This window comes from Hafnia sp. HMSC23F03, from assembly GCF_001816025.1.
GTDB classification, from domain to species: Bacteria; Pseudomonadota; Gammaproteobacteria; order Enterobacterales; family Enterobacteriaceae; genus Hafnia; species Hafnia paralvei.
Window position 1 is genome coordinate 426,805 of the sequence record NZ_KV824214.1, and the last position, 14,148, is coordinate 440,952.

12 protein-coding genes, 1 tRNA gene and 1 pseudogene are annotated in these 14,148 nt (G+C 46.2%); 12 read left to right on the forward strand and 2 right to left on the reverse strand.

The genetic code is table 11. From position 1 onward, the window contains the following. Positions 1–3: 3 nt before the first annotated feature. The 7 genes from HMPREF3091_RS07680 (at position 4) to HMPREF3091_RS07710 (ending at position 7,652) form a co-directional block, all read left to right on the forward strand. Positions 4–1,383 (forward strand): MFS transporter, encoded by a 1,380-nt coding sequence (locus HMPREF3091_RS07680; RefSeq protein ID WP_070715138.1) that lies wholly within the window; start codon positions 4–6, stop codon positions 1,381–1,383. Between the two features lie 17 nt (positions 1,384–1,400). After that, positions 1,401–2,444 (forward strand): NAD(P)-dependent alcohol dehydrogenase, encoded by a 1,044-nt coding sequence (locus tag HMPREF3091_RS07685; RefSeq protein ID WP_070715140.1) that lies wholly within the window; start codon positions 1,401–1,403, stop codon positions 2,442–2,444. A 23-nt stretch (positions 2,445–2,467) separates the two neighbouring features. Beyond that, positions 2,468–3,304: a ketose-bisphosphate aldolase gene (locus HMPREF3091_RS07690; protein ID WP_070715141.1), complete on the forward strand. Its 837-nt coding sequence runs from the start codon at positions 2,468–2,470 to the stop codon at positions 3,302–3,304. A gap of 4 nt (positions 3,305–3,308) precedes the next feature. After that, the gene (locus HMPREF3091_RS07695) at positions 3,309–4,256 is read left to right on the forward strand and encodes a sugar kinase (RefSeq protein ID WP_070715143.1); all 948 of its coding nucleotides are present in this window, start codon (positions 3,309–3,311) and stop codon (positions 4,254–4,256) included. Between the two features lie 9 nt (positions 4,257–4,265). Then, positions 4,266–5,249 carry an NADH-dependent methylglyoxal reductase gene (locus HMPREF3091_RS07700; protein ID WP_070715145.1) on the forward strand — a complete coding sequence of 328 codons (984 nt, stop codon included), beginning with the start codon at positions 4,266–4,268 and terminating at the stop codon, positions 5,247–5,249. A 134-nt stretch (positions 5,250–5,383) separates the two neighbouring features. Next, positions 5,384–6,142 carry a DeoR/GlpR family DNA-binding transcription regulator gene (locus tag HMPREF3091_RS07705; protein WP_070715147.1) on the forward strand — a complete coding sequence of 253 codons (759 nt, stop codon included), beginning with the start codon at positions 5,384–5,386 and terminating at the stop codon, positions 6,140–6,142. Between the two features lie 142 nt (positions 6,143–6,284). Next, positions 6,285–7,652 (forward strand): MFS transporter, encoded by a 1,368-nt coding sequence (locus tag HMPREF3091_RS07710; protein WP_004093441.1) that lies wholly within the window; start codon positions 6,285–6,287, stop codon positions 7,650–7,652. A gap of 187 nt (positions 7,653–7,839) precedes the next feature. Here the strand turns inward: HMPREF3091_RS07710 and HMPREF3091_RS07715 are convergent. After that, a tRNA-Phe gene (locus HMPREF3091_RS07715) sits at positions 7,840–7,915 on the reverse strand. Positions 7,916–8,509: 594 nt separating this feature from the next. On the opposite strand from HMPREF3091_RS07715, the gene speFL reads away from it, so the two are divergent. From speFL to nikR, 5 genes are all read left to right on the forward strand, one after another. Beyond that, the gene (gene speFL / locus HMPREF3091_RS22145) at positions 8,510–8,614 is read left to right on the forward strand and encodes a leader peptide SpeFL (protein ID WP_016361109.1); all 105 of its coding nucleotides are present in this window, start codon (positions 8,510–8,512) and stop codon (positions 8,612–8,614) included. Positions 8,615–8,939: 325 nt separating this feature from the next. After that, positions 8,940–11,102, forward strand: coding sequence for an ornithine decarboxylase SpeF (gene speF, locus HMPREF3091_RS07720; protein WP_004093443.1), 2,163 nt, complete (start codon positions 8,940–8,942; stop codon positions 11,100–11,102). Positions 11,103–11,221: 119 nt separating this feature from the next. Next, positions 11,222–12,544 (forward strand): putrescine-ornithine antiporter, encoded by a 1,323-nt coding sequence (potE, locus tag HMPREF3091_RS07725; RefSeq protein WP_004093444.1) that lies wholly within the window; start codon positions 11,222–11,224, stop codon positions 12,542–12,544. A 153-nt stretch (positions 12,545–12,697) separates the two neighbouring features. Then, positions 12,698–13,366, forward strand: coding sequence for a glutathione S-transferase family protein (locus HMPREF3091_RS07730; protein WP_004093447.1), 669 nt, complete (start codon positions 12,698–12,700; stop codon positions 13,364–13,366). A gap of 112 nt (positions 13,367–13,478) precedes the next feature. After that, positions 13,479–13,937, forward strand: coding sequence for a nickel-responsive transcriptional regulator NikR (nikR, locus tag HMPREF3091_RS07735; protein WP_008814748.1), 459 nt, complete (start codon positions 13,479–13,481; stop codon positions 13,935–13,937). 54 nt (positions 13,938–13,991) lie between these two features. Here nikR and mltC read toward each other — a convergent pair. Then, positions 13,992–14,148: pseudogene (gene mltC, locus HMPREF3091_RS22865) on the reverse strand (membrane-bound lytic murein transglycosylase MltC); the annotation flags it as partial.

The following is a 14,148-nucleotide window of genomic DNA, read 5'->3' on the forward strand; positions in this document are numbered from 1 at the left end:
CGGATGGAACAGATAGCAAAACCGCATTGCGGCGCCAGGCTGGATCGCCTACCTGACTGCCGCTGGCACTCGTCGATGTTTGCCATAGTCGCCTTCGGGTTACTCGTCTGCTGGAGTAATGCCGTCGGCGGATTAATCCTCGCACAATTAAAGGAACTTGGTTGGACCGATAATTCCACCACCGCCACGTTTTCCGCCATTACTACAGCGGGAATGTTTCTCGGGGCGCTCGGCGGAGGAATTATCGGAGATAAAATCGGGCGTAAAAACGCGTTTGTTCTGTATGAAGCAATCCATATTGTTGCCATGGTTGTAGGGGCATTTTCGCCCAATATGACCTTCCTGATAGCCTGTCGTTTTGTCATGGGGGCGGGGTTAGGTGCGTTACTGGTGACCTTATTTGCTGGCTTCACCGAATATATGCCCAGCAGAAACCGCGGTACATGGTCTAGTCGAGTCTCATTTATCGGCAACTGGTCTTATCCACTCTGTTCGTTAATTGCGATGGGATTGACACCGTTAATTAGCGCGGAATGGAACTGGCGCGTGCAACTGCTGATCCCAGCGGTGCTGTCACTGATTGCTACCGTTATTGCTTGGCGCAGTTTCCCAGAATCACCTCGTTGGCTGGAATCTCGCGGGCGCTACGCCGAGGCAGAAAAGGTGATGTATGCCATTGAGAAAAAGGCTATTCAGCAGACCGGTAAGCCATTGCCGTTGGTAGTCATCGAAGATGACAATAAACCACCGCGTGCCGTGCCCTATTCGGCTTTATTAACGGGCGTATTATTGAAGCGGGTTATTTTAGGCTCCTTCGTACTAATAGCCATGAACGTAGTGCAGTACACCTTAATTAACTGGCTACCGACAATATTTATGAGTCAGGGTATTAATCTGAAAGACTCCATTGTCTTAAATACCATGAGTATGTTCGGCGCACCGTTTGGGATTTTTATCGCCATGCTGGTGATGGACAAAATACCCAGAAAGACCATGGGCGTGGGTCTATTAGTACTCATTGCCGTGCTGGGATATGTCTATTCTCTGCAAACCAGCATGTTATTGATTACGTTAATTGGTTTCTTCCTGATTACTTTTGTCTATATGTACGTTTGCTACGCCTCTGCGGTATATGTCCCAGAGATATGGCCGACCGAAGCGAAGCTTCGCGGGTCGGGTTTGGCAAACGCGGTTGGACGAATCAGCGGTATCGCGGCGCCTTATGCGGTTGCGGTATTGCTTAATAGTTACGGTGTGACCGGGGTGTTTGTGCTACTGGGGGCGGTCTCCATTATTGTCGCAGTCGCTATCGCTACCATCGGAATTGAAACAAAAGGCGTCTCTGTCGAAAGTCTCGGTATTGATGCCGTTACCAGCAAATAATATTGACGGGAAATAGAATGAAAAATTCAAAAGCAATATTAAAAACTCCGGGGTTGATGAAAATTATCTCCTCCAATATCCCGGTACCTAAAGAAAATGAAGTCCTGATCAAAATTGAATACGTCGGTATTTGCGGCTCAGATGTTCACGGTTTTGAATCGGGTCCTTTTATTCCGCCGAAAGATCCAAATCAAGAAATTGGTCTGGGGCACGAATGCGCCGGTACAGTGGTAGCAGTGGGAAGCCGTGTTACAAAATTTAAACCGGGTGACCGAGTGAATATCGAACCCGGTGTACCCTGTGGGCACTGCCGCTACTGTCTGGAGGGGAAATACAATATCTGTCCCGACGTCGATTTTATGGCCACGCAGCCTAATTATCGCGGCGCACTAACTCACTATCTTTGTCACCCGGAAAGCTTCACCTGGAAGCTGCCCGATAATATGGACACCATGGAAGGCGCGCTGGTAGAACCTGCGGCAGTAGGCATGCATGCGGCGATGCTGGCAGACGTTAAGCCGGGCAAGAAAATTGTCATTCTGGGCGCAGGCTGTATTGGTTTAATGACTCTACAAGCATGTAAATGTCTGGGAGCAACCGACATCGCAGTCGTTGACGTGCTGGAAAAACGCCTTGCCATGGCTAAGAAGCTCGGGGCAAAAACCGTGATTAACGGAGCAAAAGAGGACACCGTTGCGCGTTGCCAGCAGTTCTCTGGCGATATGGGGGCCGACATCGTTTTTGAAACTGCCGGTTCGGCCATCACCGTTAAACAAGCACCATACCTGGTAATGCGCGGAGGGAAAATCATGATCGTCGGGACGGTTCCCGGTGATTCCGCGATCAATTTCCTTAAAATTAATCGTGAAGTTTCTATTCAGACCGTCTTTCGCTATGCCAACCGCTATCCGGTCACTATTGAAGCCATTTCCTCTGGACGTTTCGATGTTAAATCGATGGTGACGCATATTTACGATTATGAAGATGTTCAGCGCGCGTTTGATGAATCGGTGAATAACAAAAGCGAGATTATTAAAGGCGTTATTAAAGTTAACCATTAATCTATTAGAAGGGAGAAATAAGCATGCTTGCAGATATTAAATATTGGGAAAACGATGCCCAGAATAAACATTATGCGATTGCCCACTTTAACGTGTGGAATGCGGAAATGTTAATGGGCGTCATTGATGCTGCAGAAGAGTCTAAATCGCCGGTGATTATTTCTTTCGGCACCGGTTTTGTCGGTAATACCTCGTTTGAAGATTTTTCGCACATGATGGTTTCTATGGCGAAAAAGGCCTCAGTACCGGTCATTACTCACTGGGATCACGGCCGCAGCATGGAGATTATCCATAATGCCTGGACCCACGGCATGAATTCGCTGATGCGTGATGCCTCTGCCTCTGATTTTGAAGAGAATATTCGTCTGACCAAAGAGGCGGTGGATTTCTTCCATCCACTGGGGATTCCGGTCGAAGCGGAGTTGGGGCACGTAGGGAATGAAACGGTCTACGAAGAAGCGCTGGCAGGTTATCACTACACTGACCCGGAGCAGGCTGCGGAATTTGTCGAGCGTACGGGATGCGATTCTCTGGCAGTGGCAATTGGTAACCAGCACGGTGTTTATACTTCCGAACCGAAACTTAATTTCGACGTTGTAGAGCGTGTGCGCCGTGCGGTGTCCGTTCCATTAGTGCTACACGGCGCGTCTGGTATTAGCGATGCGGATATCAAGAAAGCTATCTCCTTAGGTATCTCTAAAATTAACATTCACACCGAACTATGTCAGGCGGCGATGGTTGCGATACAAGAGAATCAGCATCAACCGTTCCTGCACGTTGAGCGTGAAGTTCGCAAAGCAGTAAAAGAGCGTGCGCTGGAGAAAATAAGACTGTTCGGCTCTGACGGTAAAGCGAAATAATAATATGGATAATATCGAGGTTATTTGTATAGGGGCGGCAATAGTTGATATTCCCTTGCAGCCGGTGAGTAAAAATATCTTTGATGTAGACTCTTATCCATTAGAACGAATTGCTATGACCACGGGGGGAGATGCAATTAATGAAGCGACAATTATTTCTCGCCTTGGTCATCGTACAGCGTTAATTAGTCGGGTAGGTGATGATGCAGCAGGACATTTTATTCTCGACCACTGCCGACGGGAGAATATTGACATTCAGAGCCTTAAGCAGGATGCCAATATTGATACCTCTATCAATGTGGGCTTAGTAACCGCCTATGGCGAACGTACTTTTGTTACTAACCGCAACGGCAGCCTGTGGAAACTGAATATAAACGATGTTGATTTTAACCGGTTCTCTCAGGCGAAACTGCTGTCGCTGGCGAGTATTTTTAATAGCCCGCAGCTTGACGGTAAAGCATTAACAGCGATTTTCACTCAGGCGAAAGCGCATCAGTTAATTATCTGCGCCGATATGATTAAGCCGCGGCTTAATGAAACGCTAAACGATATTCAACATGCGTTGAGCTACGTAGATTATCTGTTTCCCAATTTTGAAGAGGCAAAACTGCTCACAGGGAAAGAGACGCTGGATGAAATCGCCGACAGCTTCCTGAACTGCGGTGTGAAAACCGTAGTGATTAAGACCGGCAAGAAAGGCTGCTTTATCAAGCGTGCCGATATGAAAATGGAAGTTCCCGCAGTTTCGGGAATCAACGCCATCGACACCATCGGCGCGGGGGATAATTTTGCATCAGGATTTATCTCCGCGTTGCTTGAAGGCAAGTCGCTGCGCGAATGTGCACTGTTTGCTAACGCAACGGCAGCGATATCGGTACTGAGCGTGGGCGCTACGACGGGCGTAAAGAACAGAAAGCTGGTTGAACAACTTCTCGACGAATACGAAGGATAATAGCGGCAGATGAAAATGATTCCTTTAGGCAGTACGGATATTACGCTTTCCCGCATGGGATTAGGTACATGGGCCATAGGCGGCGGCCCAGCATGGAACGGCGATCTCGACCTACAGATTTGCATTGACACCATTGTTGAAGCGCATCGTTGCGGAATTAATTTGATTGATACCGCGCCAGGCTACAACTTCGGCAACAGCGAGGTAATTGTCGGCCAAGCACTGAAGCAGCTACCGCGTAGCGATATCGTTGTTGAAACCAAATGCGGTATCGTCTGGGAACGGACAGGAAGCCTGTTTAACAAAGTGGGCGATCGCCAGCTGTATAAAAATCTCACGCCCGAGTCTATTCGCGAAGAGGTGGATTCCAGCCTGCAAAGACTGGGCATCGATAGCATTGATATCTATATGACTCACTGGCAGTCGGTCGAACCTTGTTTTACGCCAATAGCAGAAACCGTAGACACGCTTAATGCGCTTAAGAAAGAAGGTAAGATCCGTTCTATCGGTGCTGCTAACGTGGATGTCGGGCATATCAGAGAATATCTTAAGCACGGCGAGCTTGATATCGTTCAGGCTAAGTACAGCATCCTTGACCGGGCATTGGAAGCTGAACTGCTGCCGCTATGCCAGCAGCATGGCATCGTCGTGCAGGTCTATTCACCGCTTGAGCAGGGGCTGCTGACCGGAACTATTGCTCGGGATTATGTCCCCAGCGGTGCGCGGGCTAATAAGGTCTGGTTTCAGCGGGAAAATATGCTGCGGGTCATTGATATGCTCGAGCAGTGGGAGCCGCTATGTGAAAAATATCGTTGCTCAATTCCTGCGCTGGCACTGGCGTGGATTTTAAAGCAAAGTGATTTAATCACCTTACTTAGCGGCGCAACGGCACCGGAACAGGTACGTGAGAATGTCGACGCGCTAACCATCGGCCTGACAGATGATGACTCATTATTGATGAGACGAATGGCTGAAGCGTTGGAGACTAAATAAAATAGATGTTACTGACCTCTATTTCTGTGTAAAAAACATTAAACCTGTGATTCAGACATGTTATTTTGAAAATAAACATAGCCTGTGAGATACTAGGGTCTTATTATTACTTTGCAGGAAATAGAGGTTTCATCGTGGCGGCAAAAGATAGAATTCAGGCCATCAAGAAAATGGTGGCTAATGATAAGAAAGTGGTGGTTTCTAATTTAAGCACGATTTTTCAGGTCACCGAAGAAACTATTCGTAGAGATCTGGAAAAGCTCGAGGATGAGGGCTTTTTAACCCGAACATATGGCGGCGCGGTATTAAATACGCCCGCATTGTCCGATAGCATTCATTTTTATAAACGTGCTCAGTCTTTCTTTGAAGAGAAACAGACTATTGCTCGTAATGCATTACCGTTTATTAAAAATAAGACGACGATGGCTGCCGACTCCAGTAGTACGGCGATGGAATTATTAAAGCTACTAAAAGAGAGAAACGATCTCACGCTGTTAACTAACTCGGCGGAAGCCTTTCATGAGTTGGCGCAGTCGGAAATTAACGTCGTTTCTACTGGCGGCGAGCTAAATAAGAATACGCTATCGCTACAGGGGAGGATCACCAAGGAAATTATCAGCCGCTATCATGTTGATATTATGGTGATGAGTTGCAAAGGACTGGATATGAAAAGCGGAGCGCTTGACTCTAATGAAGCGGAAGCGGAAATCAAGAAAACCATGATCCGTCAGGCGACTGAAGTAGCCCTGCTGGCCGATCACTCAAAGTTCGATCGTAAAGCATTCGTCCAGCTCGTGGATTTTAGTCATATTAATTACCTTATTACCAATAAGGCACCGGGTGCAGAGTGGATTATATTTTGTAAGGAAAATAATATTCAACTCGTCTATTAACTTCAATGCTGTCGTGTCGATATTATTTTAGTTTGCACCTGATAATGCCATAAAAATTTAATAATGAATGATGGATGGCGCGGCAAAATGACTCTGCCGCAATCGCCATGCTTTATATTTTAGCTGAATTTGAGGCATCCAGATGGAACAATGTGACCCTATCGGCGCAAGATTAGATCGCTTACCCTTATCTCGATTTCATTTCCGTATTTTCGGCATTATCAGTTTTAGTTTATTAGTCACCGGTTTTCTCAGCTATTCTGGGAATGTCGTGCTGGCAAAATTAGTTAGCAACGGCTGGTCAAATAATTACCTCAATGCAGCATTTACCTCAGCACTCATGTTTGGCTACTTTATCGGTTCTCTAACCGGTGGCTTTATCGGCGATTATCTTGGACGGCGCAAAGCATTTCGCGTGAATTTGCTGATTGTTGGGATCTCTGCCAGCGCGGCAACGTTTGTTCCCAACATGTATTGGCTCATTTTTTTCCGCTTTCTGATGGGCACCGGAATGGGCGCACTGATTATGGTGGGCTATGCCTCATTTACTGAGTTTATTCCCCCAGCAATGCGCGGGAAATGGTCTGCCCGCCTGTCGTTTGTCGGCAACTGGTCGCCAATGCTATCGGCATCAATTGGCGTAGTGGTTATCGCCTTTTTTAGCTGGCGGATGATGTTCCTGCTCGGTGGTGCTGCAATGCTACTGGCTTGGTATCTGTCAGGGAAATATTTTATTGAATCTCCCCGTTGGCTGGCGAGCAAAGGACAGCTAAGTGCCGCTGAAAAACACCTGCAACTGGTGGAGTCGCAAATCGAGAAAGAGAAAAAAATCACCTTGCCTTCCTGCCAGAGCGATAGCCTAACGGTGGATTTACATGCGGAAAGTGGCTCATTCTGGCTATTGTTTAAAGGTCAGATGCTGCGGCGTACACTGGTAGCGAGCATGGTACTTATCTCAATGAATATCTCGCTTTATACCATTACAGTGTGGATCCCAACAATTTTCGTTAACTCGGGAATCGAAGTGACGAAATCTATCTTTATGACCGCGATTATTATGATTGGCGCGCCGGTCGGAATATTTATTGCCGCGATGATTATTGATCGTTTCCCACGGCGATTATTTGGCTCATCCCTGCTAATTATCATTGCGCTACTGGGTTACATCTACTCGCTTCAAACCGAAGAGTGGGCTATTTTGAGCTATGGCCTAGTGATGATCTTTTTCCTGTATATGTACGTCTGCTTTGCCTCTGCGGTGTATGTGCCTGAGTTGTGGCCTACGCATCTCAGGTTACGCGGTTCTGGCTTTGTTAACGCGGTGGGGAGAATTGTCGCGGTATTTACACCCTATGGGGTCGCAATTCTATTGACCCATTACGGATCGATTATGGTCTTTATCGTCCTCGGTGTGATGTTGCTGCTCTGTGCTCTATTCCTGTTTTGTTTTGGAATCGAAACACGCAATATTTCGCTGGAGGAGATTTCTAGTCAGGGTGATTTTTTCTGATAGTGGATCTTATCATCAGTGCAAAAAATTAAGGTTCACATATAACGCTCAGAACTACACGCACAAGCGACTTGATGTGGGGAGAGTACGACTGAGTTTGGTGAAATTAAATAAGTGGCGAGGTGCTGACGTGGGCAGGCTTAGAATGCAAAAACGGACCTTCGTGAAGGTCCGTTAATATGAATAGTGGTGCCCGGACTCGGAATCGAACCAAGGACACGGGGATTTTCAATCCCCTGCTCTACCGACTGAGCTATCCGGGCAACGGGGCGTATTAGACTAAATTACCTCGCCGCCGTCAACGTAAATTCTATGCCTTTGGCTTGTACGCTCAGTTTTTCAACAAATTAGCGGAGAAATCTCAGGTTTTGTCGCTTCTATAGCGAGGCATAGTCTATATAGGCTTACTCTGATTGATCTATCATCTGAGTTTGGTTTCTCTGATGGCTTTTATCAAGAATAGGATGAAATTTAGGTTATGTGATCCGGCTCATCCATCATTAAATTGAATAAATAGTCAAATTATCCCACTAGGAATGCAACCCCTAGTCTAAATTGTAATTTTTTTGTTAAAAACATGACAACTATTCATTCTTTTTACAACGGACAAAACATTATTTTTATGTGCCCTCTTTTTGATTACCTGACTTAAGTGATCATGAGCTTTTCTTTAAAGTAATATCAATATGAAACATGTTACATATTAATAACTATTAGTGATGCTTAAATATGCATTCAATGCTAGACATTGTTTAATTTTTATTTATTATATACCTCATATTAGTGATAAATATCACGGTTTATGTAGTTTCTCGAGTTACAATGTCCTCGGTTTCCAGATAAAGAGGAAATAGGAAATGGAAAATAACAATAAAGCTATGCCACATATTCGACGTGTCACTCATCTTATGATGATGGCGCATCGTAGCTGCTTTGACTTTCACCTTTTCAACTCTAAATAATCTCCCCTCCTGCGGCGTCCGCTATTGCGGATCGTCATGCTTGCCCGATCCCAAACGTTAGTTAATCTAGTATCTTATTGAATAATCTAGTTTTATCTATCATTCGGCAAGTTGCATTTGACAATCCTTACTAGCTCATACGCCAACTCGGTGGCATGTCCACCAAGGCAATCATCAACTCTTATCAGTAATTCAATATCCTGAATTATTGTGGGGGAATATTGCCTTTAAAAAATAATTCAGCTTCAGATCCCGTTTGGGAATATCTGACGGCTATGCTGTATCTAATTTTTTACTATTAATAAAACAAGAGACCATAAATAAAATGGAAAAACTAAAAATAGCTGTTAATAACAACACCTCGGAATGCTTTAGTACGGAACGTGAAACAGTAGATATTAATAACACTAACTTTACTGATGTTTCAGCCGCAGTCATTTCCGTTGAGGATGCGGTATCCGGTATGTTAGATACCATTGAACAAACCGGTTTTGGTATTCCTATCTTTGTAGCGGTTTGTTGCGAAGAAGAGCTTCCTGCTGAGGTGTTGCCACGTGTAACTGGCGTATTTGAATTATGCGATGGCAACGTTGATTTTTACGGTAAACAGCTTGAAGCTGCCGCAACTAAATATGAGAAAGAAGTATTACCTCCTTTCTTTGGTAGCTTGGTGGAATACGTTCAGCAAGGCAATGCTGCATTTGACTGCCCTGGGCACCAAGGTGGCCAGTTCTTCCGCCGCCATCCAGCGGGACGCCAGTTCTTTGATTACTTCGGTGAAACATTATTCCGTTCTGACCTGTGTAACGCTGACGTCTCAATGGGAGACCTGTTAATCCACGAAGGCGCACCTTGCACTGCGCAAATGCATGCGGCAAAAGTCTTTAACGCAGATAAAACCTATTTCGTATTGAACGGGACTTCTTCTTCTAACAAGGTGGTTCTGAATGCGTTATTAGCGCCGGGCGATCTTGTGCTGTTTGACCGCAACAACCATAAGTCTAACCATCACGGTGCGTTAATTCAGGCTGGTGCAACGCCAGTATATCTGGAAACCGCGCGTAACCCGTTTGGTTTCATCGGTGGTATTGATTCCCACTGCTTCGAAGAGAAATACCTGCGTGATTTAGTCCGCGAAGTTGCTCCTGAGCGTTCTAGTGAAAAACGTCCGTTCCGTTTGGCTGTTATTCAGTTAGGCACCTATGACGGCACCATTTATAACGCGCGTCAGGTGGTTGATAAAATTGGTCATCTGTGTGATTACATCCTGTTTGACTCTGCATGGGTGGGTTACGAACAGTTCATCCCAATGATGAACGACTGCTCGCCTCTGTTGTTGGAACTGAATGAAAATGACCCGGGTATTCTGGTTACTCAGTCAGTTCACAAACAACAGGCTGGCTTCTCTCAGACCTCACAGATTCATAAAAAAGATAAACACATCAAGGGTCAAGATCGCTATGTGAACCATAAGCGCATGAATAACGCGTTTATGATGCACGCATCAACTAGCCCGTTCTACCCACTGTTCGCTGCGCTGGACGTTAACGCCAAAATGCACGAAGGCGAAAGCGGAAAACGTATGTGGATGGACTGCGTTAAAGTAGGTATTGAAACCCGTAAGCTGTTGTTAAAACTCTGCAAACATATTCGTCCATTCGTTCCTGCAACCATTGATGGCCGCAAATGGGAAGACTTTGATACCGAAGAGATGGCAAACGATCTGCGCTTCTTCGACTTCATCCCGGGTGAACGTTGGCACTCATTTGAAGGTTACGCAGAGCATCAATATTTCGTAGACCCATGCAAACTGATGCTGACCACGCCGGGCATCAACGTACAAACCGGTGAATATGACAAGTTTGGCGTTCCAGCCACTATCCTCGCGAACTTCCTGCGTGAAAACGGCATCGTACCGGAAAAATGCGACTTGAACTCCATCCTGTTCCTGATGACGCCAGCGGAAGATATGGCCAAGATGCAGCATCTTGTTGCCCAAATTGCCCGCTTTGAACGCCTGTTGGAAGAAGATGCGCCTCTGGCTGATGTGTTGCCATCTATCTACAAAAACTACGAAGAACGTTATCAGGGTTACACCATTCGCCAACTGTGTCAGGAAATGCACGACCTGTACGTCAGCCACAACGTGAAACAACTGCAAAAGGAGATGTTCCGTAAAGCTCACTTCCCGAAAGTGGTGATGAATCCACAGCAGGCGAATATCGAGTTTGTACGCGGCAACGTTGAATTAGTTGCGTTGAGTCAGGTTGAAGGCCGCATCGCCGCTGAAGGCGCGCTTCCTTATCCTCCAGGTGTGCTGTGTGTGGTTCCAGGGGAAATCTGGGGCGGTTCCGTACAGCGTTACTTCTTGGCTCTAGAAGAGGGTATCAACCTGTTACCAGGCTTTGCGCCTGAATTGCAGGGTGTCTATATCCAACAGGATGAGGACGGACGTAAACGTGCTTATGGTTATGTTATTAAACAATAAATTAGAAATCATTTCTCGGCAGGGCTATTGGCCGAAACTGATTTTCCGATAAAAAGAAATAGCGAAGGGTCGCGATCTAACCGGCTCTTCGCTAACAGAGTTTATGAGAGAGACACAATATGAGTACGTCTAAAGGCAACAATAAAATGGGCGTCGTTCAGCTCACAATTTTGACGGCGGTAAACATGATGGGTTCAGGGATCATCATGTTGCCGACGAAATTAGCAGAAGTGGGGACGCTGTCTATTGTTTCATGGCTGGTGACAGCTTTGGGTTCAATGGCTTTGGCTTATGCTTTTGCCAAATGTGGGATGTTCAGCCGTAAATCAGGTGGTATGGGGGGTTATGCGGAATATGCCTTTGGTAAATCCGGTAACTTCATGGCGAACTACACCTACGGTGTATCTTTGCTAATTGCGAACGTCGCAATTGCAATTTCTGCCGTTGGTTACGGTACCGAATTAGTCGGGGCAAACTTAACGCCGCTGGGAATTTGTATCGCGACAATTGGCGTGCTTTGGTTAGCAACTATCGCTAACTTTGGCGGCGCAAAAATTACCGGCCGTATTAGCGGCGTAACCGTGTGGGGCGTTATCATTCCGGTTGTCGGTATCTCAGTTATCGGTTGGTTCTGGTTTAGCCCAACGATGTATGTACAGTCTTGGAACCCGCATCATTTACCTGTATTTGAAGCGGTCGGTTCTTCTATCGCAATGACGCTATGGGCATTCTTGGGGCTAGAATCTGCTTGTGCCAATACCGATGTTGTCGACAATCCTGAACGTAACGTGCCTATTGCCGTATTGGGCGGAACATTGGGCGCAGCGGTTATTTATATTGTTTCAACTAACGTGATTGCAGGTATTGTGCCAAATATGGATTTGGCGAATTCAACCGCGCCGTTTGGTTTAGCATTTGCGCAGATGTTTACTCCAGGTGTGGGTAAAATCATCATGGCTCTGATGATTATGTCCTGCGTAGGTTCACTACTCGGCTGGCAGTTCACCATCGCTCAGGTGTTCAAATCCTCTGCGGATGAAGGCTATTTCCCTAAAGTATTCTCTAAGCTGACTAAGGCTGACGCGCCAGTAAAAGGTATGATCGTTATCGTGATTATCCAAACCGTGCTGTCTCTGATGACTATCAGTCCGTCACTGAATAAGCAGTTCAACGTGCTGGTTAACCTTGCGGTAGTAACTAATATTATCCCTTACATTCTGTCTATGGCCGCTCTGGTTATTATTCAGAAAGTTGCGAAGGTCAATCCAAGCAAAGCCCGCATGGCAAATATCATCGCGTTTATTGGTGCCATGTATAGCTTCTATGCTCTTTATTCATCAGGTGAAGAAGCCATGATGTATGGTGCGATTGTAACCTTCTTAGGATGGACACTGTACGGCCTGATCTCACCTCGCTTTGAAATGCAGGACAAAAATGTTTAATACTGATTTTTAATCAGATTTATTAGACAGTTGTTTTACCCAATAAGGGGAGCCATCGGTGGCTCCCTTTGTTTTTAATCGCCCTAAGGATCTTTTGTGTAATTTTTCATCTGCTGGCTATAGTTAGAAAACATATGCCAGTGGAGCTAGAAAATGATTACGGTCCATCATCTTAATAATTCGCGTTCACACCGGGTACTTTGGACGCTTGAAGAGCTGGGATTACCCTATCAGATCGAACAGTATCAACGCGATCCCGTAACCATGCTGGCCCCTGAATCGTTGAAAAAAATCCATCCGTTGGGAAAGGCTCCCGTGCTGACCGATGGCGAATGGACAATTGCAGAGTCCGCCGCCATTCTCGAATATCTGCAAGATACTTATGACCACTCCGCACTGCTCAAACCGCAGGATAAGCCAGAACGGATGCAGTACCGCTACTGGCTACACTATGCCGAAGGATCATTAATGCCATTGCTGGTAATGAAGTTGGTTTTTAATCGACTAGGGAAGGCTCCAGTGCCTTGGATCATTCGGCCAATTGGCAGCCTGTTAGGTAAAGGTGTGCAGCGTGGTTACCTTGATCAGCAACTGGCGACTCATTTGCGCTTCATTGAAAATCATCTGAGTAAAAATAACTGGTTTGCTGGTGACCACTTTAGTCTGGCAGATATACAGATGAGTTTCCCCTTAGAAGCAATGAATATACGTACGGGATTGGATAAAGCCCCGCATGCACGTGGGTTATTGAAGCGTTTACACGCGAGACCCGCCTATTTGCGCGCGTTAGAAAAAGGTGGACCGTTAGAATTAATGGACTAAGTAGATGGACTCATCCTTAGTGTTGATAGACTAAGTTGTTGGTCGCTCGGTTTTTTAGCTATGTGAACAATGGCATACTCTTGCGACTAAAGCCGGATCAGGAACTTATTTTATGCAACGAGTCACTCTTTCACTGGATGATGATTTGATGGCTGAGATCGACACCATCATCAAAGAACGTAACTACCAAAATCGCTCTGAGGCGATTCGTGACTTAGCTCGTGCCGGACTTCAAGCCACGGCGATGCCTACATTGAACGATGAAACTAGCAACTGCGTTGCGGCGCTGTTTTATGTTTACGACCATGAAGCCCGTGAACTTTCTAAGCGTCTAACGAAAAGCTTCCACGATCACCATGATTTATCGCTCGCGAGCCTGCATGTGCATCTCGATCACGGCAGTTGCTTAGAAGTATCGCTGCTTAAAGGTGCGAGTGGGAAAGTAAAGGGGCTTGCTGAGAAGGTGATCGCAGAGCGCGGCGTGCGCTACGGTAAGTTGGTTGTGGTGCCGGGCGAAGACTATGAACATCAGCATGAACATGCTGAAGGGCATAATCATCATCATGACTGAGGTGATGATGGAACATCTGCCCGCCCTCAAAAGGAGAGCGGGCATGGAGAAAGTTTACTTCCCGCGTCGATAGCTCTTCTGCGCGTTGTTCACTTTGTATAGATAGCGACGTGATTCGCCAGAAGGATGCTTATTGGTGAGCGTTTCGTACACATCGCCCGGTGTTAACTGGTTGATGATGCTCACTGCACGGTTACGGTCACTGGAGAAT